This is a genomic window from Aquamicrobium terrae, from assembly GCF_052978165.1.
Window position 1 is genome coordinate 201,811 of record NZ_JBRKLZ010000002.1, and the last position, 21,745, is coordinate 223,555.

At 65.4% G+C, this 21,745-nt stretch carries 20 protein-coding genes; 12 read left to right on the forward strand and 8 right to left on the reverse strand.

Translation table 11 applies throughout. The features are described 5' to 3' along the window. Genes eutA through doeB form a run of 5 tightly spaced genes read left to right on the forward strand, consistent with a single transcriptional unit; the run spans position 1 to position 4,977 of the window. A complete protein-coding gene (eutA, locus tag ACVCNR_RS18230; protein WP_447075907.1) occupies positions 1-780 on the forward strand; it encodes an ectoine utilization protein EutA in 780 nt (259 codons plus the stop codon). A gap of 5 nt (positions 781-785) precedes the next feature. Beyond that, on the forward strand, positions 786-1,772 hold the full coding sequence (gene eutB, locus ACVCNR_RS18235) for a hydroxyectoine utilization dehydratase EutB (protein WP_447075908.1): 987 nt from the start codon (positions 786-788) through the stop codon (positions 1,770-1,772). After that, positions 1,769-2,761, forward strand: coding sequence for an ectoine utilization protein EutC (gene eutC / locus ACVCNR_RS18240; protein ID WP_447075910.1), 993 nt, complete (start codon positions 1,769-1,771; stop codon positions 2,759-2,761). The genes eutB and eutC overlap by 4 nt, the downstream gene beginning before the upstream one ends. Positions 2,762-2,796: 35 nt before the next feature. Further along, positions 2,797-3,987 (forward strand): ectoine hydrolase DoeA, encoded by a 1,191-nt coding sequence (gene doeA, locus ACVCNR_RS18245; RefSeq protein WP_447075911.1) that lies wholly within the window; start codon positions 2,797-2,799, stop codon positions 3,985-3,987. 3 nt (positions 3,988-3,990) lie between these two features. Next, entirely contained in the window at positions 3,991-4,977 is a 987-nt protein-coding gene (gene doeB, locus ACVCNR_RS18250; protein ID WP_447075912.1) for a N(2)-acetyl-L-2,4-diaminobutanoate deacetylase DoeB, read from the forward strand. 37 nt (positions 4,978-5,014) lie between these two features. Here the strand turns inward: doeB and ACVCNR_RS18255 are convergent, their stop codons facing one another. Then, positions 5,015-5,806: an N-formylglutamate amidohydrolase gene (locus ACVCNR_RS18255; RefSeq protein ID WP_447075914.1), complete on the reverse strand. Its 792-nt coding sequence runs from the start codon at positions 5,804-5,806 to the stop codon at positions 5,015-5,017. A gap of 126 nt (positions 5,807-5,932) precedes the next feature. Between ACVCNR_RS18255 and ACVCNR_RS18260 the strand changes: the two genes are divergently transcribed. The 5 genes from ACVCNR_RS18260 to ACVCNR_RS18280 are packed head-to-tail and all read left to right on the forward strand — an operon-like array spanning position 5,933 to position 9,964. Then, the gene (locus ACVCNR_RS18260; RefSeq protein WP_354195426.1) at positions 5,933-6,724 is read left to right on the forward strand and encodes an ABC transporter ATP-binding protein; all 792 of its coding nucleotides are present in this window, start codon (positions 5,933-5,935) and stop codon (positions 6,722-6,724) included. Next, the gene (locus tag ACVCNR_RS18265; protein WP_354195424.1) at positions 6,717-7,439 is read left to right on the forward strand and encodes an ABC transporter ATP-binding protein; all 723 of its coding nucleotides are present in this window, start codon (positions 6,717-6,719) and stop codon (positions 7,437-7,439) included. The genes ACVCNR_RS18260 and ACVCNR_RS18265 overlap by 8 nt, the downstream gene beginning before the upstream one ends. Beyond that, positions 7,436-8,326 carry a branched-chain amino acid ABC transporter permease gene (locus tag ACVCNR_RS18270; protein ID WP_354195422.1) on the forward strand — a complete coding sequence of 297 codons (891 nt, stop codon included), beginning with the start codon at positions 7,436-7,438 and terminating at the stop codon, positions 8,324-8,326. Before ACVCNR_RS18265 ends, ACVCNR_RS18270 begins: the two co-directional genes overlap by 4 nt. 1 nt (position 8,327) lies before the next feature. Further along, positions 8,328-9,338, forward strand: coding sequence for a branched-chain amino acid ABC transporter permease (locus ACVCNR_RS18275; RefSeq protein ID WP_447075915.1), 1,011 nt, complete (start codon positions 8,328-8,330; stop codon positions 9,336-9,338). Next, positions 9,335-9,964, forward strand: a complete 630-nt coding sequence (locus tag ACVCNR_RS18280) for a cysteine hydrolase family protein (RefSeq protein WP_447075916.1) — start codon at positions 9,335-9,337, stop codon at positions 9,962-9,964. Before ACVCNR_RS18275 ends, ACVCNR_RS18280 begins: the two co-directional genes overlap by 4 nt. A gap of 7 nt (positions 9,965-9,971) precedes the next feature. On the opposite strand, the gene ACVCNR_RS18285 is transcribed toward ACVCNR_RS18280, so the two are convergent. Both ACVCNR_RS18285 and ACVCNR_RS18290 read right to left on the reverse strand, forming a co-directional pair. Next, positions 9,972-11,288: a type I glutamate--ammonia ligase gene (locus ACVCNR_RS18285; protein ID WP_447075917.1), complete on the reverse strand. Its 1,317-nt coding sequence runs from the start codon at positions 11,286-11,288 to the stop codon at positions 9,972-9,974. Next, the gene (locus ACVCNR_RS18290; protein ID WP_447075918.1) at positions 11,289-12,212 is read right to left on the reverse strand and encodes a MurR/RpiR family transcriptional regulator; all 924 of its coding nucleotides are present in this window, start codon (positions 12,210-12,212) and stop codon (positions 11,289-11,291) included. 170 nt (positions 12,213-12,382) lie between these two features. On the opposite strand from ACVCNR_RS18290, the gene ACVCNR_RS18295 reads away from it, so the two are divergent. Beyond that, the gene (locus ACVCNR_RS18295; RefSeq protein WP_447075919.1) at positions 12,383-13,525 is read left to right on the forward strand and encodes an ABC transporter substrate-binding protein; all 1,143 of its coding nucleotides are present in this window, start codon (positions 12,383-12,385) and stop codon (positions 13,523-13,525) included. 100 nt (positions 13,526-13,625) lie between these two features. Here ACVCNR_RS18295 and ACVCNR_RS18300 read toward each other — a convergent pair whose 3' ends face one another. The 5 genes from ACVCNR_RS18300 to ACVCNR_RS18320 form a co-directional block, all read right to left on the reverse strand. After that, positions 13,626-14,912, reverse strand: a complete 1,287-nt coding sequence (locus ACVCNR_RS18300) for an amidohydrolase family protein (protein WP_447075920.1) — start codon at positions 14,910-14,912, stop codon at positions 13,626-13,628. Further along, complete coding sequence (locus ACVCNR_RS18305) at positions 14,909-15,853, reverse strand: ABC transporter permease (RefSeq protein WP_447075921.1); 945 nt, start codon at positions 15,851-15,853, stop codon at positions 14,909-14,911. The genes ACVCNR_RS18300 and ACVCNR_RS18305 overlap by 4 nt, the downstream gene beginning before the upstream one ends. Then, positions 15,853-16,902 (reverse strand): ABC transporter permease, encoded by a 1,050-nt coding sequence (locus ACVCNR_RS18310; protein ID WP_447075922.1) that lies wholly within the window; start codon positions 16,900-16,902, stop codon positions 15,853-15,855. Before ACVCNR_RS18310 ends, ACVCNR_RS18305 begins: the two co-directional genes overlap by 1 nt. Then, on the reverse strand, positions 16,892-18,463 hold the full coding sequence (locus ACVCNR_RS18315; RefSeq protein WP_447075924.1) for an ABC transporter ATP-binding protein: 1,572 nt from the start codon (positions 18,461-18,463) through the stop codon (positions 16,892-16,894). The genes ACVCNR_RS18310 and ACVCNR_RS18315 overlap by 11 nt, the downstream gene beginning before the upstream one ends. 205 nt (positions 18,464-18,668) lie before the next feature. Next, entirely contained in the window at positions 18,669-19,706 is a 1,038-nt protein-coding gene (locus ACVCNR_RS18320) for a BMP family protein (protein WP_447075925.1), read from the reverse strand. A 422-nt stretch (positions 19,707-20,128) separates the two neighbouring features. Here ACVCNR_RS18320 and ACVCNR_RS18325 point away from each other — a divergent pair, with 422 nt between their 5' ends. After that, positions 20,129-21,733 carry an ABC transporter substrate-binding protein gene (locus ACVCNR_RS18325; protein WP_447075926.1) on the forward strand — a complete coding sequence of 535 codons (1,605 nt, stop codon included), beginning with the start codon at positions 20,129-20,131 and terminating at the stop codon, positions 21,731-21,733. Positions 21,734-21,745: the final 12 nt, after the last annotated feature.

Genomic DNA, 21,745 nt, shown 5'->3' on the forward strand with positions numbered 1-21,745 from the left:
ATGGATGCTCCCGTCGATATCCGCCTTCACGGCAACCGCCCGCCGCTCGATCCGCGTCCGCTGGAAAGGCGCGTCGGCCTCGTCATCCTGGCCACGGACCACACCACGGAGCCGGATTTCCGCCGCATGGTGGCGAGCGACCGCATCGGCGTCTATGTGGCGCGCATTGCCTATGCCAATCCGACCACGCCGGAGAACCTGCGCCGCATGCAGCCGGCGCTGACCGAAGGTGCCTCCCTCATCCTGCCCGGCGAGCCGCTCGATGCCATCTGCTATTCCTGCACCTCGGCCTCGGTGGTGATCGGCGATGGCGAGATCGAGGCGGCGATCCGCGCGGCCAAGCCCGGCGTGCCGATGGTGACGCCCACCATGGCCGCCATGCGCGGCCTCAAGGCGCTCGGCGCCCGGCGCATCAGCGTGCTTACCCCCTATGTGACGGAGACCGGCCGGCCGATGTCCGACTATTTCCGCCGGCATGGGTTCGATCTGGCAAGCTTCACCTGCCTCGGCCTGGATGACGACCGGGAGATGGCGCGCATAAAGCCCTCCGCGCTGGTCGATCTGGCGCGCGAAGCCATGGCCGATGATGCGGAGGCGCTCTTCATCTCCTGCACGGCGCTGCGTTCGGCCGGCGTCGCCGCCGAAATCGAGGCCGCGATCGGCCGGCCGGTGGTGACCTCCAATCAGGCGACGGCATGGAACTGCCTGCGCCTGTGCGGCGATGCCGAACCACGCCTGCAATGGGGGCGGCTGATGACCCTGCCGCTTGCCCTTGATTGATCGCCATGCAGACAGTCCCTCTCCATGACATCGAAGCCGCGCGCCGACGCATCGCCGATCGCATCGTGGCGACGCCGACGGTTTCCTCCACATCGCTGAGCGAACGGTTCGGCGTGCCGGTGCATCTCAAGCTGGAACAGCGCCAGATCACCGGCAGCTTCAAGCTGCGCGGCGCGTCCAATGCGATCGCCTCATTGAGCCCGCAGGAAAAGGCGCGGGGCGTGGTGGCCGCTTCCACCGGCAATCACGGTCGGGCGCTGGCCCATGCGGCGCGGCTGGAAGGCGTGCGCGCCGTAATCTGCATGTCGAAGCTGGTGCCGGCCAACAAGGTCGATGAAATCCGCCGGCTCGGTGCCGAAATCCGCATCGTCGGCAACAGCCAGGACGACGCCCAGGTCGAAGTCGAGCGTCTGGTGGCGGATGAGGGACTGGCGATGGTGCCGCCCTTCGACGATCCGGCCATTATCGCGGGGCAGGGCACGCTCGGGCTGGAAATCGGGGAAGCCGTGCCGAATGTGGCCACGGTGCTGGTGCCGCTGTCCGGCGGCGGGCTGGCGGCGGGCGTGGCAGCGGCGGTCAAGGGCCTGAAGCCATCGGCAAAAGTCATCGGCATTTCCATGGAGCGCGGGCCGGCGATGAAGGCCAGCCTCGATGCCGGCCGGCCGGTGCAGGTGAAGGAACTGCCGACGCTGGCGGATTCGCTCGGCGGCGGCGTCGGGCTCGACAACCGGCTGACCTTCGCCATGTGCCGCGACCTTCTCGACGATGTGGTGCTGCTTTCCGAGGATGAGATCGCCGCCGGCATCGTCCATGCCTATGAGCAGGAACGCGAGATCGTGGAGGGGGCCGGGGCGGTCGGCATTGCAGCACTGCTGGCCGGAAAGGTGAAGCCGTCCGGGCCGACCGTCCTCGTCCTGTCCGGCCGCAACATCGACATGGGCCTGCATCGAAGCATCGTATGTGGGACGGCGGAAGCGGAGCGCGCGGCATGAGGTCGATGACCATCCTCACCGAAGCCGACCTGCGGCAGATCGTGAAGCTCGACCTTGACGCTGTGGCCTGCGTTGAGAACGCATTCCGGGCGCTCGCCACGCAGAAGGTGGCCATGCCGCCGATCCTGCGGCTCGACATTCCCGAGCATCGCGGCGAGGTCGACGTCAAGACGGCCTATGTGCCGGGAATCGACGGCTTCGCCATCAAGATCAGCCCCGGCTTCTTCGACAATCCGAAGCTCGGCCTGCCGAGCACCAACGGGCTGATGGTTCTGCTTTCGGCCACGACCGGGCTGACCGAAGCGCTGCTGCTCGACAATGGCTACCTCACCGATGTCCGCACCGCTGCTGCGGGGGCAGTAGCGGCCAAACATCTGGCGCGCGAGGATGCCGCCGTCGCCGCCATTTTCGGCGCCGGCATGCAGGCGAAGCTGCAACTGGAGGCGCTGAAGCTGGTGCGGCCGATAAAGCAGGCGCGCATCTGGGCCCGCGACCCGGCCAGGGCCGAACGCACCGCCGGCGAACTGCGCGAACTTCTGGGCATCGAAGTGCGTGCCGAGCCGGATGCGGCAAAGGCTGCCGCCGATGCCGACGTGATCGTGACCACGACGCCGGCGACCGAGCCGCTCATCCATGCCGGCTTCGTCTCCGCCGGCCAGCACATCACTGCCATGGGTTCGGATGCGGAACACAAGAACGAGATCGCGCCGGCGATCATCCGCATGGTCGATCTTTATGTCGCCGACAGCGCCGCGCAGACGCGCCGGCTGGGCGAGTTGCACCATGCCATCGATGCCGGGCTGGTTACCGCCGATGCCGGAGTCACGGAACTCGGCCAGATCGTCGCCGGTCTCAAGCCCGGCCGCCGTTCCGCCTCCGACATCACGCTGGCCGATCTCACCGGCACCGGCGTGCAGGATACGGCCATCGCCACGCTGGCGCGCGACCGCGCCCGGGCAGTCGGGGCGGGGACCATTCTGGAAAGCTGATGCCGGCCGCAAGGCCCTAACGAGGAACGTCGAGAATGCAGCCCAACCTGAAATTCAGCCGGGAGGAATATGGCGAGCGTCTGGAAAAGACGCGCCGGGCCATGGATGCGGAAGGCATCGATCTCCTGATCTGCTCCGATCCCTCCAACATGGCCTGGCTGACCGGCTATGACGGGTGGTCGTTCTATGTGCATCAGGCCGTGGTCGTGCCGCCGGAGGGCGAGCCGATCTGGTTCGGACGCGGACAGGACGCCAACGGGGCAAGGCGCACGGCCTATCTCAGCCCGGAAAACATCATCGGCTATCCCGATCACTATGTGCAGTCCACTGAGCGTCATCCGATGGATTATCTGGCCGGCATCCTCGCCGACAAGGGGTGGGGCGCGAAGCGCATCGGCGTCGAGATGGACAATTACTGGTTCTCGGCCAAAGCCTTCGCCTCGCTGCAACAGCATTTGCCCAATGCGCGCTTCGAGGATGCGACGGCGCTGGTGAACTGGCAGCGCGCCATCAAGAGCCCGACCGAGATCGGCTATATGAAGAAGGCCGCTCGCATCGTGGAGGCCATGCACCAGCGCATCCTCGACAAGGTCGAGGTGGGCATGCGCAAATGCGATCTGGTGGCCGAGATCTATGACGCCGGCACGCGCGGCGTGGACGGGCCCGATGGCCGGTTCGGCGGCGACTATCCGGCCATCGTGCCGCTGCTGCCGTCCGGGGCCGATGCTTCCGCACCGCATCTCACCTGGGACGACAGGCCGATGAAGGCGGGCGAGGGCACCTTCTTCGAGATCGCCGGCTGCTATCACCGCTACCACTGCCCGCTTTCGCGAACGGTGTTCCTCGGCAAGCCGACGCAAGCGTTCCTCGACGCCGAGAAGGCGACGCTGGAAGGCATGGAGGCCGGGCTGGCGGCGGCAAAGCCCGGCAATGCCTGCGAGGACATCGCCAACGCCTTCTTCGCGGTGCTGAAGAAGTACGGCATCGTCAAGGACAACCGCACCGGCTATTCGATCGGGCTTTCCTATCCGCCGGACTGGGGCGAGCGCACCATGAGCCTGCGCCCCGGTGACCGCACCGAGCTGAAATCCGGCATGACCTTCCATTTCATGACCGGCCTGTGGCTGGAAGACATGGGGCTGGAGATTACCGAATCCATCCTCATCACCGAGACCGGCGTCGAATGCCTCGCCAATGTGCCGCGCAAGCTGGTGGTGAAGGACTAGGACATGCCGAAGCCTTCCCCCATTTCCCCGACCGTCGATTTCGACCGCGATGGGGTGCAGCACGGTTTCCTGCGCCTCCCCTACAGCCGCGACGATTCCGCCTGGGGCTCGGTGATGATCCCGATCTGCGTGGTCAGGAACGGTGAAGGTCCGACGGCGCTGCTGACCGGGGCCAATCATGGCGACGAATATGAGGGGCCGCTGGCCCTCTACGAACTGGCGCGCACGCTGGATCCGGGCCAGGTTTCCGGCACGGTCATCATCGTGCCGGCCATGAACTATCCGGCCTTCCGTGCGGGCACGCGCACCTCGCCCATCGACAAGGGCAACATGAACCGTTCGTTCCCCGGCAGGCCGGACGGCACGGCGACGGAAAAGATCGCCGACTATTTCCAGCGCGAGCTGCTGCCGCGTGCCGATATCGTCTTCGATTTCCATTCGGGCGGCCGTACGCTCGATTTCCTGCCCTATTGCGCGGCGCATATCCTCCCGGACAAGGCGCAGGAGGCGAAGGCCTTCGCGGCGGTGGAGGCCTTCTCGGCACCGTTCTCGATGAAGATGCGCGAAATCGATGCCGTGGGCATGTACGACACGGCGGCGGAGGAAATGGGCAAGGTCTTCGTCACCACCGAGCTTGGCGGCGGCGGCACGGCCCGTGCCGAAACGGTGCGCATCGCACGGCGCGGCATCGCCAATGTGCTGCGCCATGCCGGCATTCTGGATGGGGCGGTCGAGAAGGCCCAAACCCGCTGGCTGGACATGCCGTCCGACGATTGCTTCGCTTTCGCAGAGGACGACGGCATGTTCGAGACCATGGTGGACCTTGGCGAGGACGTGCGCGAGGGCATGGTCATTGCCCGCATCCACTCCCTCGGCCGCACCGGTATCGCGCCGCAGAAGGTCAGGGCAAAAATGCCCGGCCTTCTCGTCGCCCGGCATTTCCCCGGCCTCGTCAAGGCCGGCGACTGCATGTGTGTCGTGGCGCAATAATTCCAACCGCACCGCCGAACGCTTGCCCGCCGATGCGTCACGCCACCACTTCGGCGGCCTGCCGGAGGCTGGCAGCGAGCAGCCGGGCCCAGTCCTCGACGGCCTTTCTGCCTGTCGTCAGGTCGTTGCGGATCTCGAACTCAACGCAAGGATAGCCGCGTTTCTCGCCATGGACGGGAATGGCATAGTCGGTGTCGTCGCCCACCGCATAGGGCTCGTTCACCCCTACCGCGTAGTCGGTGTTGGCCTGAAGATAATGCACGACCCGCGGTGCGAGCACCGTGTCGCGGTTGAACAGCACGCCGATCTGCCAAGGACGGGCGACGCCCTTGAAGACCGGCGTGAAGGAATGCACCGTGGCCAGGATCGTTCGACGGCCCGCCGTGTCGCGGGCGTCGAGGGCTTCGGTCACCGCGTCGTGGAACGGATGGAAAACCTCCGTGATGCGCGCCTCGATTTCTTCCGATGACAGGTTCGTATTGCCGGGAACAACGGTCGTTTCGCTGATCTCAGGAATGAAGGACGCGACGTCCGGCTGGCGGTTGCAGTCGCAGACCAGACGCGAATAGCGCTGCATGTAGAGCGGCGCGTCCAGCAGCGTGGCAAGTTCCATTGCGATATCGCGGGCGCCGATGTCCCACGCGATATGCCGGGAGCGGTCCACCTCGTCGAGGCCCAAGGTGCCGAGGCTGGCCGGAAGGAGCCGGCCCGCATGCTCGCAGATCAGGAAGAAGTCCGAAGTGCCCTGCGGATTGAACACCTCCAGCGGATGCGGCTCGCCAGCGCCCAGAAGCCGGGACGGCACGACGGCGGAAGGCTGGGGCGACATGATGGTCCTCCGATGTACGAAATTGTACAAAATCGCTATTATCTTTGTACTTGTATCTTTTGGTTGACGCAAACGCCTATTCACGAATACGCTTCATGCAGCAGAAAACGGGGAACGATAGCGAGCGTGTCGGCGCCGGACGTCATCACTGCGGACAGCCTGTCCCGCCGCTTCGGCGGTCTGGTGGCGGTCGAGGGCTATTCGCTGGCATTGCGCCAGGGCGAACTCGTCGGCCTGATCGGCCCCAACGGGGCCGGCAAGACCACGGCGTTCAATCTGTTGACCGGCATTATCCGCCCGACCTCCGGGCGCATCCGTATTGCTGGCGAGGATCTTACGGGGAGGGCGCCCAACGCGCTGGCGCGCCGCGGCGTCGCGCGTACCTTCCAGAACATCCGCCTGTTCAGTGATCTTTCCGTCCTGGAAAACATCATGTGCGGCGCGCATATGCGCCACGGTGCATCCTTTGTCTCCACGCTGCTGCAACTGCCGGCCTTCCGCCGGGCTGAAGGCGTGATCGGGCAGCGGGCGATGGAGATCGCGGAGCTGACCGGTCTGGCCCATATGGCGGCGCGCCGCGCCGGAGACCTTTCCTATGGGGACCAGCGCCGGGTCGAGATCGCGCGCGCTCTGGCCAGCGAGCCGGCCGCCCTTTTGCTCGACGAGCCCGCAGCCGGTCTCAACCCGTCGGAGACCGAAGCGCTCGTTGCCCTCATACGCGGCGTCAACCGGCAACTCGGCATCGCCGTGATGGTGGTCGAGCACGACATGCGCCTGGTCATGGGGCTCTGCCAGCGCATTCAGGTGCTCAATCGCGGGAGGCTGGTGGCGGACGGCACCCCGACGGAGGTGCAGAACGATCCCGGCGTCATCGAAGCCTATCTCGGCACAAGGCGAAGTGGCGGCGCAAATGCTTGAGGTGCGAGACCTGCATGTGTTTCGCGGCGCCACCCATGTGCTCAAGGGCATATCGCTCGATGTGCGCGAGGGCGAGACGGCAGCGCTGATCGGCGCCAACGGAGCCGGCAAGTCGACCACCTTGCAGACGCTTTCCGGGCTGCTGCGGCCCGGTTCGGGAGCCGCCGTCTTCAAGGGAACCTCGGGACCTGTCGATCTCACCCGCGCGACGCCCGAGCGGATCGTCGGCGAGGGGCTGGTCCAGTCGCCGGAGGGGCGGCAGATTTTCCACTCGCTCAGCGTGGCGGAGAACCTCGCCATGGGCGCCTATCTGCGCGGCGACCGCGACGAAGTGCGCAACACGCTGGAGCGTGTCCACGACCTGTTTCCGATCCTTAAGGAGCGCGCGAATTCGGCCGGCGGCACCCTGTCGGGAGGCGAGCAGATGATGCTGGCCATCGGCCGCGCCCTTCTGGCGCAACCCCGCCTGCTGCTGCTCGACGAGCCTTCGCTGGGCTTGGCCCCGCAGATGATCGAGCGCATCTTCGACGTGATCGCGACGTTGAAGGAGCAGGGAACGACGATCCTGCTGGTCGAGCAGAACGCCGCCATGGCGCTCGACATCGCCGACCGCGCCTATGTGCTGGAAAACGGCGTCATCACCCTGTCGGGAACCGGATCGGAGCTTGCCGGCAACGACCGGGTGCGGCAGGCCTATCTGGGGATGGCGCAATGAGCCAGTATGTCTTCCAGCAGATCATCAACGGGCTGGCGCTGGGCAGCCTCTATGCGCTGGTCGCCATCGGCTTTTCGATGATCTACGGCATCGTGCGGCTGATCAATTTCGCCCATGGCGATCTGGTGATGATCGGCGCTTTCACCACGCTCGGCCTCGTCGCCTACGGCGTGCCATGGCCGCTGATCCTGATGTTCGTGCTGCTGGTCGGCGCACTGGCCGGCATGACCATCGAGGCGACTGTGTTCCGCCCGATGCGCGGCGCGCAGCAGGTCACGGGCTTCATCGCCACGCTGGCCGTCTCGATCGTCATCCAGAACACCGGCCTGATGATCCTGTCGGGTCAGCCGCGTAACTTCCTCTTTCCCGCCTTCATGCGCCAGCGCGTGCAGATCGGCACGGTCAGCGCCTCGCTCACCGATCTCACCATCATCGGCCTGACGGTGGTGCTGATCGCGCTGCTGCTCGTCATCGTCTACCGCACGCGGCTGGGCACCGCCATGCGCGCCACCGCCGACAATTTAGCGGCGGCGCGGCTGATGGGCATCGCCGTCAATCGCACGATCCTCACCGCCTTCGCCATCGGCTCGGCGCTGGCCGCCGCGGCGGGGCTGCTGTGGGGCGGCAAGTTCGGCCAGATCGATCCGCTGCTCGGTTTCGCGCCGGGGCTGAAGGCCTTCATCGCCTGCGTGATCGGCGGCGTGGGCTCGATCGGCGGGGCCATGCTGGGCGGCTATCTGCTGGGTCTGGCTGAGGTGCTGTTCGTCGGCCTGCTGCCGCCGGAATTCGCCGGCTATCGCGATGTGTTCGTGTTCACGATGCTCATCCTCATCCTGCTTCTCAAGCCATCGGGACTGTTCGTGCGTCATGTCGAGGAAAGAGCCTGACATGACGGCGGTCCGCAGCTTCACCGGTCCGGTCGCCGGCATCGCCATTCTGGGCGCCTGCGCCGCCCTGGTCTATGGGGCACAGGCAGTGCTCAGCTCCTATCTGGTGACCCTCCTTGCCATCATGCTGATCAACATGGCGCTCGCCGTGTCGCTCAATATCAGCAACGGGCTGGCCGGCCTGTTCTCTCTCGGTCATCCGGCCTTCATGACCATCGGCGCATATGTCTCGGCCGTGCTGACCTTTCCGCCCGGGCGCAAGGATTTCATGCTGCCGGACCTGCCGTCGTTCCTGATGACGACCCAGCTTCCGCTGCTGCCGGCGCTGCTGGTGGCCGGCATAACCGGCGCGGTCATCGCCTTCCTCGTCGGCCTGCCGGTGCTGCGCCTGAAAGGGCATTACCTGGCCGTGGCAACGCTCGGCCTGATCGTCATCGTGCAGGGACTGGCCACCAACTGGACCGGCCTGACGAGGGGCGGCTCCGGCCTCAACGGCATTCCGAGGCTCACCGGCATCTGGTGGTGCTTCGGCTTTGCCGCCGTGGTCGTCTATACGGCGCTGCGCCTGAAATTCTCCTCGCTGGGGCGGGCGATGATGGCCACGCGCGAGAACGCGCTGGCGGCCGAAAGCTCCGGCGTCAGCACCTATCGCATCCGCATGCTGGCCTTCGTGCTGGGCGCTTTCTTCGCTGCCGTTGCCGGCGGCCTGATGGTGCACCTGATCACCGTGGTGACGCCCAAATCCTACTCCGTTGTGATGGCATTCAACCTCGTCGCCATGGTGGTGATCGGCGGCACCGGCAGCATCACCGGCTCCATCGTCGCCGCCGTCGCACTGACCGGATTGTCGGAAGCCGTGCGCCCACTGGAGGAAAAGCTCGGCCTCTACGGCCTCAGCCAGGTCATCGTGGCGCTGGGCCTGATCCTCGTCCTGTTCTTCCGCCCGAACGGGCTGCTGGGGTCCGGCGAGCCGCGTTTCGTGCGCCGCATCTTCGGAGGTTTTCTGCCATGAACGCACCGCGCCCGCGCGACATCTACGCCTCGCGCGCCCAGCCGATCGTGCCCGAGCGCACCGGTCTCCTGATCATCGACGCCCAGAACTGGGTGATGGACGAACCCAACCGCCAGCCCCGGCCGACCTTCTACCGGCAGGCGCGCGAAACCGTCATCCCGAACCTGCAAAGGCTGGCGGCAGCCTGCCGCCGGTGCGGCATCGAGGTGATCTATACGGTGATGGAGAATTTCACGCAGGACGGCCGCGACCGCAGCCTCGACTACAAGCTGTCGAACTTCTTCATCGCCAAGGGTTCGCATGACGCCAGGGTGATTGACGAACTCGCCCCGGTCGGTGACGAGATGGTCATTCCCAAGACCTCGTCCAGCCTCTTCAACTCGACCAATTTCGAATATCTGGCGCGCAATATCGGCCTCGACACCATCATCGTCACCGGCTTCCTCACCGACCAGTGCGTCGACCACACCATCCGCGACGGCGCCGATCGAGGTTTCCACATGATCTGCGTCAGCGACGGCTGCGCCACCGATACGCAGGAGCGCCATGTCGCGGCGCTCAACGCCTTCAAGGGCTATTGCCGGACCGAAATCACCGACAGCCTGCTTAAAAAACTCGGGTCCTGACCAGCTTTCAATAGGCAGCGTGGTAGCGGCTGCACTGGTCCTCGTCGGACAGGTCGCGCATCAGGCTGGCCTCGAAGCGCTTGTGGGCGAGATAGGCCTGCTTGAGTTCCGAACCGATCATTTCGTCCATGTCGGCGTCCGCCTCGAACAGGTCGAGCGCCGCGTCCAGCGATTGCGGCAGGCGGGTGATGCCGAGCCGCTCCAGTTCCTGTTGCGGCAGGTTCTGAGGCGCGCCCTCGCACACTTCGGCGATGGGCAGGTCGCGATCCAGCCCGTGGAGCCCGGCGGCCAGGATGGCGCCCAGCACCAGATAGGGACTTGCCGCCGCGTCGGAGGCGCGGAACTCGAAATGATACTGGTGCGATATGTCGGTGCCGGCGCTGGCGAAGACCGGGCAGATGCGTACGCCCGCCTCGCGGTCGCGATAGCCGAGATTGTTGTAGGCCGCGCTCCAGCGATTGGGCGTGAGCCTCAGATAGGAGATGGTCGCGGCGGCGGTCAGCGCGGTGATCGACGGCATCTTGGCCAATATGCCGGAGATGAACGCCCCGGCAGTCGCCGACAGGCCGTCCTTGTGGCCGGGATCGTGGTTGACGGGCCGGCCGGTCGCCGCCTCGAACAGGCTGAAATGGACATGCACGCCGTTGCCCACCGCATCCGGCCGCAGGATCGGCGTGAAGCTGGCGCGCCTGCCGAGCCGGGTGGCGACCGCGCGGGCGATTTCCCGTGCCGCCACGGCCTGGTCCGCCGCTGTGACGCCGACCGTCGGGCCGACCGTCACCTCATATTGCGTCGGCCCGTATTCCGGCATGAAGGTGTCGAGTTCCACGCCGGCCCGCTGCAACGCGCCGAGATAGGCTTCGGCGAACAGGTCCTGCCGGCGGAAGGCATCGAGCGCGTAGCTGGAATTGGGCCGCTCATCGACGCCGTCATAGATGAATTCATGCTCGAAGGCGGCGCGTACGCGCAGGCCGTGGCGCTCTTCCAGCGCGCCCACGACGCGCTTGAGGAAGGAACGCGGGCAGACCGGCCAAGGCGCGCCGTCGAGCAGGCGGATGTCGCCCATGATGAAGTTCTCGGCGGCGTGGTCCGGCCCGAAATCCACCCGGACATGGGTTGCCGGGTCGGGGATAAGCACCGTATCGCCGAACGGTCCCCATGGGCTCGGTGCGATGGGGCCGTGGGCGGTGATCATGCTGTTGGTCGGCGTCCAGCCGATGCCCTTGCTCATCCGCACGTCGTAGTCGGAAGCGGGAAATCCCTTTCCCCGCACCTGCCCGGCAAGGTCGCAGGTGCACAGCATGACGATCTCTTCGCGCTTCATTCAGTCTGCTCCGGTCGACTCGTCCCGCTTCTGCGGCGAGCGGTTGAATTCCGATTCGCGCGGCGCGAAGGGCGTGCGCAGCGCCTCCAGCATCTCCATGCGCTTGCGGCCTGTATCGCCGCGCCGGATGGCCACCGCCCCGACCAGCGCCTCGGCCAGCGCCAGGCCAATGGTCAGCACATCGAAGATCGATGGCGACGACACGGGAAAGCGCAGCACATGGCGGGCCGAGCGCGCGGCTGGCGACTGCCAGTTGTCGGTCAGCAGCACCACGGTCGCCCCGCGCTGGGCGGCGGCGGCGGCGAATTCGATCACGTCCTGCTGGTAGCGGCGCACGTCGATGGCGACGAGCACGCTCGACTTGCCCATGTCGAGCAGGTTCTGCGGCCAAGTCTGCGTCTGGCCCTCGATGACGGTCACGCGGCCGCGCAAGGCCGTCAGCAGGTCGGCGAAATAGCGCACGAGATTGAACGAGTAGCGCCCGCCGACCAGATGGATATCGCGCCGGTCATTGGCCAGCAGCGCCGCCACCTCGTCGAACTCCGACTGGGCGATGCTCTGGCGCAGCGTTTTCAGGTGCCCCTCCATGGTGAGCACGAAGCGGTCGAGGAAGCTGCCTGACGGGCTTTCCTCCGCCGCCGGCTGCGTTTCGAACCGCAGCAGCGGCGATTGCAGGGTCTGCTCGATATGCTGGTGGAGGGCCGCCTGGAAATCGGCATAGACGCCGAAGCCCAGGCGCTTGACCAGCCGCAGCACGGTTGCCGTCGAAACCCCGCTTTCATGGGCGAACTCCGCCACGGTGCGCAGGCCCGCCATAGGGTAGTTGTTCATCAGGTGCCGCGCCGCGCGCGCCTCGCGGGCCCCCAGAGAGGGCAACTCGTCGCGCAGCCGTTTCACCAGATCCGCAGTCTCGGAATGTGTCATGCGTCCTCACCCCTCATTTGTATCAAACCAGACAAATTACCGGATAGGAAGAAAAATGTATGATTCAATTGACTCTTCCTGGCACCTCTGTTGATCTAGATGATAGACAGGGTCCGCGCGCCATGCCGGATCGTGCGTCCAACAAGAAAACAGCAAAGGGGAAGACGGCAATGAAAAGGTTTCTCATCGCGTCCGTCGCGTTAGCGGCAATGGTGGGCAGCGCACTCGCCCAGGAGACCATCAAGATCGGCGCGCTCTACAATGTGACCGGCGGCATGTCCTCGCTGGACGGACCCTCGCTCTATGGCGCCCAGCTCGCGGTCAAGCAGATCAATGCAGGCGGCGGCCTGATCGGCAAGCAGGTGGAGCTGATCGCGCCCGACGGCAAGACCGACCAACAGGAGACCGCAAAGGCCGCGCAACGCGTGTTGTCGGAAGGCGTCGTGGCGGGCATCGGCCAATCCGACACCACTTTCGTGATGGCCGGCGCGCCGCTGTTCCAGGAAAAGGGCGTGCCTTTCGTGACTTCAGGCGCCACCCATCCCAAACTGCCCGAATGGGTCGGCGACTACATGTTCATGACGCCGTTCGGCGACGACGACCAGTCCTATGCCATCGCCGACTATGCCTATGACAAGCTGGGCGCGCGCAAGGTGGTGGTGTGGACCGACAACTCCATGGATTTCACCAAGGCGCTGAGCGCCTTCTTCACCGAGCGGTTCACCGAAAAGGGTGGTGAAGTGATCGGCACCGATTCCTTCATGATGGGCGACACCGATTTTTCGGCGCAGATCGCGCGGCTGGCCGCCGTCGATCCCAAGCCCGATGCGGTCTTCGTCTCCGCCATTCCCTCCGAGGCCGGCGTGTCGGTGAAGCAGATTCGCGAGCAGGGCATCACCATGCCGATCGTCTCCGGTGACGGTTTCGACACCGAGTTGGTGACGACGGTGCCGGGGCCGGAACTGGCAACCGACGTCTACTTCTCCACCCACACCTATCGCGCCGACGACCGGCCCGAGGTTGCGAAGTTCATCGAGGACTACAAGGCCGAATATGGCCGCGAACCCGAGAACGCCTTCGCGCCGCTCGGGTACGACGCAATGATGCTGGTGGCCGACGCCATCAAGCGCGCCAATTCCGCCGAGCCCGCCGATATCCAGAAGGCGCTCAAGGAAACGCGCGGCTTCAAGGGCGTCACCGGCGAGATCAGCTACACCCGCGCCTCGATGGTGCCGCCGAAGCCGGTCTCGATCATCAGCGTCAAGCAGGGCAACTACAAGGTCGAGGAAATCTGGACCCCCGAGCAGCAGTAGCCTGCGCTTGACGAAAGCGGGTCAGGTGCCGGCACTGCGCGGCACCTGCATGGCGAAAGCCGGCGGGGCCTGAACGGCCCCGTTTTCTTGCCGGGATCTCCTACTGCTGCGGCGTCCTGTGGCGGCGATTGACGCTTGCGGGACGGCCGGGAAGCGAAAGCTGCGTCTCGCGCTTCTCGCGGGCAGCGACGACCTTGCCGCGCGAGACGACGCACAGCCGCTCGGCGCGCAGGCGCAGCGCCTCGACCGGATTGCCGGCGTCCAGAACGACAAGGCTGGCGGCCTTGCCGACCTCGAGCCCCAGATGATCGAGGCCCATGATCTCGGCGTTGGTTTTCGTCACCATGTCGAAGCACTGGCGCATGTCGGCCGGGCTGGTCATCTGCGCCACATGCAGGCCCATGAAGGCAACGTCGAGCATGTCGGCGGTGCCGAGCGGATACCACGGGTCGAGCACGCAATCCTGCCCGAAGCCCACCTTGATGCCGGCCTTCAGCATTTCGGGCACGCGCGTCATGCCGCGCCGCTTGGGATAGGTGTCGTGGCGGCCCTGGATGACGATGTTGATCAGCGGATTGGGGCAGGCCGACACACCGGCCTCGGCGATCAGCGGCAGGAGCTTCGAGACGTAGTAATTGTCCATGGAATGCATGGAGGTCAGGTGCGAGCCGTTCACCCGCCCGTGCAGGCCGAGACGCTGGGTCTCGTAGGCAAGCTGCTCGATATGGCGCGAATTCGGATCATCGGTCTCGTCGCAATGGATGTCGACCATCAGGCCACGTTGCGCGGCGATCTCGCACAGTTCGGTGACCGACCGGCGGCCGTCGGCCATGGTCCGCTCGAAATGCGGGATGCCGCCGACGATCTCGACCCCCATGTCGAGCGCGCGGATGGTGTTCTCGCGGGCGGTCGTCGAGCGATAGAAACCGTCCTGCGGGAAGGCGACGAGCTGCAGGTCGAGATAGGGCGCGACCTCCTTCTTCACCTCCAGAAGCGCTTCCACAGCGAGCAGCCGGTCGTCGCAGGTGTCGACATGGGTGCGGATGGCGAGCAGGCCCATGGACACCGCCCAGTCGCAATAGTCGAGCGCGCGCTGCTTGACCGCTTCATGGGTCAAGAGCGGCTTCAGTTCGCCCCACAGCGCAATGCCTTCCAAGAGCGTGCCCGAAGCGTTGATGCGCGGCAGGCCGTAGGAAAGCGTCGCATCCATGTGGAAATGCGGATCGACGAAGGGCTGGGAGACGAGATTGCCGCCGGCGTCCACAACCTCGCCGGCCTCGGCTTCCAGCCGCGGCTCGATGGCGGCGATGATGCCGTCGCGGATGCCGATATCGGCGACATCGCCATCGGGCAGGATGCCGCCACGAACGATCAGGTCAAAGCTCATCTCTCGCCTTTCTGGTAGGGGATCATCAGGGCCTTCGGATAGGTGGCACGCCGCGCCACGAGGATCAGCGCCAGGATCGACAGCGCATAGGGCATCATCAGAAAGAGCTGGTAGGGCACGACACCGCCCGACAATTGCTGGAGGCGCACCTGATAGGCATCGAAAGCCGCGAACAGGATCGCGCCGATGAGCGCCTTGCCCGGCCGCCACGAACCGAACACGACCAGCGCGATGCAGATCCAGCCGCGTCCGTTGATCATCTCGAAGAAGAAGGAGTTGAAGGCGGACATGGTCAGGAAGGCGCCGCCGACGGCCATCAGCGCGCTGCCGACGACCACCGCGCCGATGCGCATGCCGGTGACGCTGATGCCCTGCGCCTCCACCGCCGCCGGGTTCTCGCCGACCGCCCGCAGCGCCAGCCCGACCGGCGTGCGGTAGAGCACCCAGGCGACGATCGCCACGCTGGCGAAGGCCAGATAGGTCAGTGCCGTCTGCGAAAACAATGCCTGGCCGAGAACGGGGATGGAGGACAGGCCGGGGATGGGCAGCGGCTGGAACGGCACGATCTTCGGCGGCGTCGTCACCTCCGGCAATGCCAGCCGGTAGGTGAAATAGGTGAGGCTGGTGGCAAACAGCGTGATGCCGATGCCCACCACATGCTGCGAAAGGCCGAGCGGTACGGTCAATGTCCCGTGCAGCAGCCCGAAGCAGGCGCCCGCGAGCGCCGCGACGAGAACGCCGGTCCACAGGTCGCCGCCCGAATAGACGGTGAACCAGCCGGTGAAGGCGCCCACCGTCATGATGCCTTCGATGCCGAGGTTGAGCACGCCGGCGCGCTCGCAGATCAGTTCGCCCATGGTTGCGAAGATCAGCGGCGAGGCGATGCGGATCGCGGCCACCCAGAAGCTGGTCTGGAAGAGGATGTCGAACGCCTGCTCCATCACTTCCACCTTATCCGGTAGCGCGTCAAAAGCAGCGCGGTGACCATGGTGAGCAGCGCTGTGGCCACCATGACCTGGGCGATGTAGCTCGGCACGCCGGCGCTGCGGCTCATGGCGTCGGAGCCGACGAAGATCGCGGCGACGAAAATGGCGGCCGCGATCACGCCAAGCGGGTTGAGCATGGCGAGCATGGCGACCACGATGCCGGTGTAGCCATAGCCGGGCGACAGGTCGAGGGTGAGGTTGCCCTTCAGGCCCGCGACCTCCGAAAAGCCGGCAAGTGCGGCCAGCCCGCCGGAAAGCAGCGCCGTCTTCATCAGCACGCGATTGACGGGAATGCCGGCAAAGCGCGCGGCGCCGATATTGTGGCCGACGGCGCGCATCTCGTAGCCGAGCACGGTCTTCTTCATGACGACCCAGGTGACGAGGGCGGCAACGACGGCGATGGCGAAGCCGAGATGCAGGCGCTTGCCCTGGATGATGCGCGGCAATTGCGCATCGGCGATCACCCTTTGCGATTGCGGCCAGCCGAGGCCCATCGGGTCCTTCAGCACGCCTTCCAGAAGCATGGAGACGAACAGGATGACGATGAAGTTCAAGAGCAGCGTCGTCACCACCTCGTCGACCCCGAAGCGCGTTTTCAGCACGGCAGGGCCGGCCAGAAGCAGCGCGCCCGCGGCCATGCTGGCAAGCATGATCAGCGGTATCAGCACGATCGCCGGAAAGGGCAGCGCGCCGGTGCCGAGAACGACCGTAACCACGCCGCCGATGTAGAGCTGGGCCTCGGCGCCGATGTTCCACAGGCGGGCGCGGAAGGCCACGGCCACCGCCAGCCCGGTGAAGATCAGCGGCGTGGCGCGCGTCAGGGTTTCGAGGATGGCGAATTGCGAGCCGGCCGCGCCCTTGACGATCAGGGGAAACACGGAAAGGGGCGAAGCGCCGGCGGCGAGCACCAGCAGCGCCGCCACGACCAGCGTGGCGGCAATCGCCATAACCGGAAAAAGCAAGGTGACGCCGAGCGATGGCGCGGGCTTCGGTTCAAGCCGCATCGGCGCTATCTCCCTGTCCGGCCATCAGTTCCCCCAGCTCTCGAATACTGCGCTGGCCCCGTTTCGAGGGCGTGGAAAGCCGCCCCTTCGACATCACGATGATCTGGTCCGACAGTGCCAGGATCTCTTCGAGGTCCTCGGAAATCAACAGGATGGCCGCGCCCCGGTCGCGTGCTTCCAGCAAGCGGCGGTGAACGAAGGAAACCGCGCCGACATCCAGCCCGCGCGTCGGCTGGTTGGCGAGGATGATGGCCGGATCGGGATCGAGCGCCCGGCCGAGGATGAGCTTTTGCATGTTGCCGCCCGACAGGAGCCGGATGCGGGCCTCGGGCGACGGGCATTTGACGTCGTAGTCGCGGACGATCGCCTCGGCGAAGGCGCGCGCCGCCTTCCAGTCGAGGAACCCGTAACGGCTGAAGCGGGGCGTGCGGTAGCGCTCGGAGATCACGTTTTCCGTCACGCTCATGTCGCCGATGGTGCCGAAGGCGTGACGATCCTCGGGAATGCGGCCGATGCCATGAGCGAGGGCGGCGCGCGGCGACCAGTCGGATATCGCTTGCGCCCCGATCGCCATCTCGCCCGAAGCGGGCGACAAGGTTCCGGCCATCAGGGCAGCCAGGGTCGCCTGACCGTTGCCGGAGACCCCGGCGAGCCCGGTGATCTCGCCGGCTCGCAGCGCCAGCGACACGCCGTCGAGACGCGCCGCATTGCCCTGGCCCTGCGTCGAGACGCCCTTTAATTCGAACACGACCGGTCCGGGCTTCGGTTCGGCAACGGTCGGACTTGCCACTTCCTGCCCGACCATCAGTGCGGCCAGTTCGGAACGGCTGGAACCGGCCGTTTTGCGCTCGGCTACCAGCCGGCCGGCGCGCAGCACCAGCACGCGGTCGCTGACGGCCATCACCTCATGCAGCTTGTGGGAAATGAAGATGATCGACAGGCCCTGGCCGACGAGCAGCTTGAGGGTGCCGAACAGCGCGTCCGTCTCGCTCGGCGTCAGCACCGCGGTGGGTTCGTCGAGGATGAGGATGCGGGCGTCGCGATAGAGCGCCTTGAGGATTTCCACGCGCTGGCGCTCGCCCACCGAAAGCGACGTGATCGGCGCGTCCGGATCCAGCGCGAGGCCGAAATCGGCGGACAGCCGGGCGATGCGCTGGCGGGCGGCGGAACGGTCGAAGCGCGGCTTCCACGCGCTTTGGGTGCCGAGCGCGATGTTCTCGAGCACGGTCATGCTTTCGGCGAGGGTAAAATGCTGATGCACCATGCCGATGCCGGCATCGAGCGCAGCACGCGGATCGCCGGCGGCAAGCGGCTTGCCCATGACCTCGACGCTGCCCTCGTCGGCCACATAGTGACCGAAGAGGATATTCATCAAGGTCGTCTTGCCGGCGCCGTTCTCGCCAAGCAGGGCGATGACCTCGCCCTTGCGCAGTTGGAAGGAGATCGCATCGTTGGCGACCAGCGGCCCGAACCGCTTGGTGATGCTGCCGAGCCGCAGGACCGGCGTTGCCTCGGCATCAGCTTGGGGGCCGGCATCTGGTTCTGGGAGAGCGTTGGTCAAGGGCAAGCCGGCCGAGTGTTCTCAGGTGCTGCGGAAAGGTTCGATCGGTCCATATCCTCTCCCGATTACGAGGGGAAGACGATGAAGGCGAACGGACCGCCACATGACGTTCATGACGATCCGGCCGCCCGGCAGACGATCGACCCGGTTCCTGTTTGAGCATGATCCGGCCCGAAAACCGGGTCCCACTTTTCGGGACATGCTGCTAGTTCGACTTCGGTTCCGAATCGTTGATCTCGACGGTGAGCGTTCCGTCCTTGATCGCCTTCTCGGCCTCGGCAACCTTTTCCATCACCTCGGCGGGCACTTTGCCTTCGAACGTGCCCAGCGGCGCGAGCGAGCAGCCGCCGTTCTTCATGAAGGAATAGACGCCATAGTCCTCCGCCTTGAAGGTCCCGGCCTTGACCTCGGCCACGGCCTTTTCGAGCGTCGGCTCGAAATGCCACAGCGCCGAAGCCACCACCGTATCGGGATAGTCGGACTGGGTGTCGATGACATTGCCGACGGCAAGGACATTCCGCTCCTTGGCCGCATCGGACACGCCGAAGCGCTCGGCATAGAGAAGGTCGGCGCCGGCGTCGATCTGGGCGAAGGCGGTTTCCTTCGCCTTGGGCGGATCGAACCAGGAGCCGATGAAGGCGATCTGGAATTTGGTGTCGGGCGTGGTCTGCTTCACACCGGCCATGAAGGCGTGCATCAGCCGGTTCACCTCCGGGATCGGATAGCCGCCGACCATGCCGATATTCTTGGTCTTGCTCATCGCACCGGCAATGATTCCGGAGAGATAGGAGGCATCCTGAATGTAGTTGTCGAAGGGCGAGAAATTGGGAACCGACTCGTCCGGCTTGAAGCTGGAGCCCATGAGGAAGGCGACGTCGGGATAGTCCCTGGCGACCGCGCGGGCGGCATCCTCCACGCCGAACACCTCGCCAAGGATCAGCTTGTGGCCGGCCTCGCAATATTCGCGCATGACGCGCTCATAGTCATTGTTGGAGGTGTTCTCCGAGAAGGTGTATTCGATATCGCCGCGATCCCTGGCTTCGTTGGCGGCCTTGTGGATGCGGCTCACCCATTGCTGCTCCACCGGCACGGTATAGACGGCGGCCACCTTCAGCGGATCGGCGGCCAGCAAACGGGTCGGCAGACCCGACATGGTGGCGAGTGCGGCACCGGCGCCGGCCGCCTTCAGAACGGTGCGGCGCGACAGGCCGGAAACGCTTCCCGGATTCGTGATTTTTGGCATCGTCAACCAGCTCCCCTGTGCGGGCGCGGACTTCAGGGCCGCCCCATTTTTTACCATTTGGTCATTAGTCGATTTTCGGGAGGGAGGCAATTGACCGGCCGGAGGGTTCAGCTTGTGCAGTCATGGAAGGATTAAAATTAACAAATTGAAAAATGATGAATTTTGGAATTCTTATAATGCAGCAGCGCAAGGCGCGCCTGCAACAAATGTTTGTTCCTTCCCGTAAATCCAGCCGGCAGGACCGATAGGGCCACGGCACGGGGTTCCCGTTGACGCTGGAAAAGGAACAGATAATTCTAGCCGCCCGATGAAACGTGGGATTTCATCACTGTATGGGGCAGCACCCCTGCAGGAGAATGCCACCCGTTCCGGCAGATGCCGGACATTGTTTTTCCTTCTATTAAAGGCTGGTGGAGCAGAAGATGAATCCGATTTCCCATTCCCGGCGCATGCTGCTCAAGGGCTCGGCGCTTCTGCTGGCCTCCACGGCCCTGCCGCCGTTCGGCTTCGCCCAGAGCGGCAGCCGCCTCGTCGTCGCCGCCGATTCCGAGCCGCGCAACCTCAACCCGGCCATCGTCGCCTCGAACGGCGTCTTCTTCATCGCCTCCAAGGTGATCGAGCCGCTGGCAGAGGCTTCTTTCGAGGGCGCGGACGGGCTTGCGCCGCGCCTCGCCACCGCATGGGAAGGATCGGACGACGGCTTGTCCGCCACCTTCAAGCTGCGCAAGGGCGTGACGTGGCATGACGGAAAGCCCTTTACCTCGGCCGATGTCGCCTTCTCCGCTTTGCAGGTGTGGAAGCCGTTGCAGAATCTCGGCCGGCTGGTGTTCGCCAATCTCGAAGCGGTCGAAACGCCGGACGACCACACCGCCGTGTTCCGCTTTGCCAAGCCGACGCCGTTCCAGCTCATCCGCAACGCGCTGCCGGTGGTGTCGAGCGTGGTGGCCAAGCACATTTTCGAGGGCGTGGCCGACATTGCCGCCAGTGACGCCAACAACAGGCTTGTCGGCACCGGCCCGTTCCGTTTCGCCGAGCACCGTCCGGGCGAATATTACCGGCTGGAGCGCAACCCCGACTATTGGGGTGAGGGCGAACCGAAGCTGGACGAGATCATCTTCCGGGTGCTGCCGGACCGCGCGGCGGCTGCAGGCGCACTGGAGGCCGGCGAGATCCAGCTTGCCGCCTTCAGCCAGGTGCCGCTCACCGATCTTAACCGCATCTCCAAGGTGCCGGGCATCGAGGTCTATTCGAAGGGCTACGAGGCGCTGACCTACCAGCTCGCGGTCGAGATCAACCACCGCCGTACGGAACTGGCCAACGTCAAGGTGCGGCAAGCCATCGCCCACGCCATCGACCGCGATTTCGTGGTGCGCACCATCTTCCTCGGCTATGCGGAGACGGCCACCGGCATAGTGCCGAAGAATGCGCCCGAGTTCTACAATGGCGACGTTCCGCTCTATTCCTTCGATGTCGAGAAGGCCAACGCCCTGCTCGACGGGGCCGGCTATCCGAGGAAGGACGGCGGCAACCGCTTCAGTCTGCGCCTGCTGCCCGCGCCCTATTTCACCGAAACGCGCCAGTTCGGCGACTATCTGCGGCAGGCGCTGGCCGCCATCGGCATCGATGCGGCCATCGTGAACAACGATTCGGCCGCCCACCAGAAGGCGGTCTACACCGATCATGAGTTCGATCTCGCCGTCGCGCCCACCGTGTTCCGTGGCGATCCGGCCATCTCCACCACCATTCTGGTGCGCTCCGGCACGCCGGCGGGCGTGCCCTTCTCCAATCAGGGCGGCTACGAGAACAAGGAGATCGACGCGCTGATCGACAAGGCCGGCGAGACGGTCGATGCGGCCGCGCGCACCGAGCTTTACAAGCGCCTTCAGGTGCTGGTGGCGGAAGATTTGCCGATCATCAACGTGGCCGACTGGGGCTTCATCACCGTGGCCAGTTCGCAGGTGAGGAACGTCTCCAACAATCCGCGCTGGGCGGTTTCCAACTGGGCCGATACCGAGCTGGAAGCGTGACAGGCCGAAGCA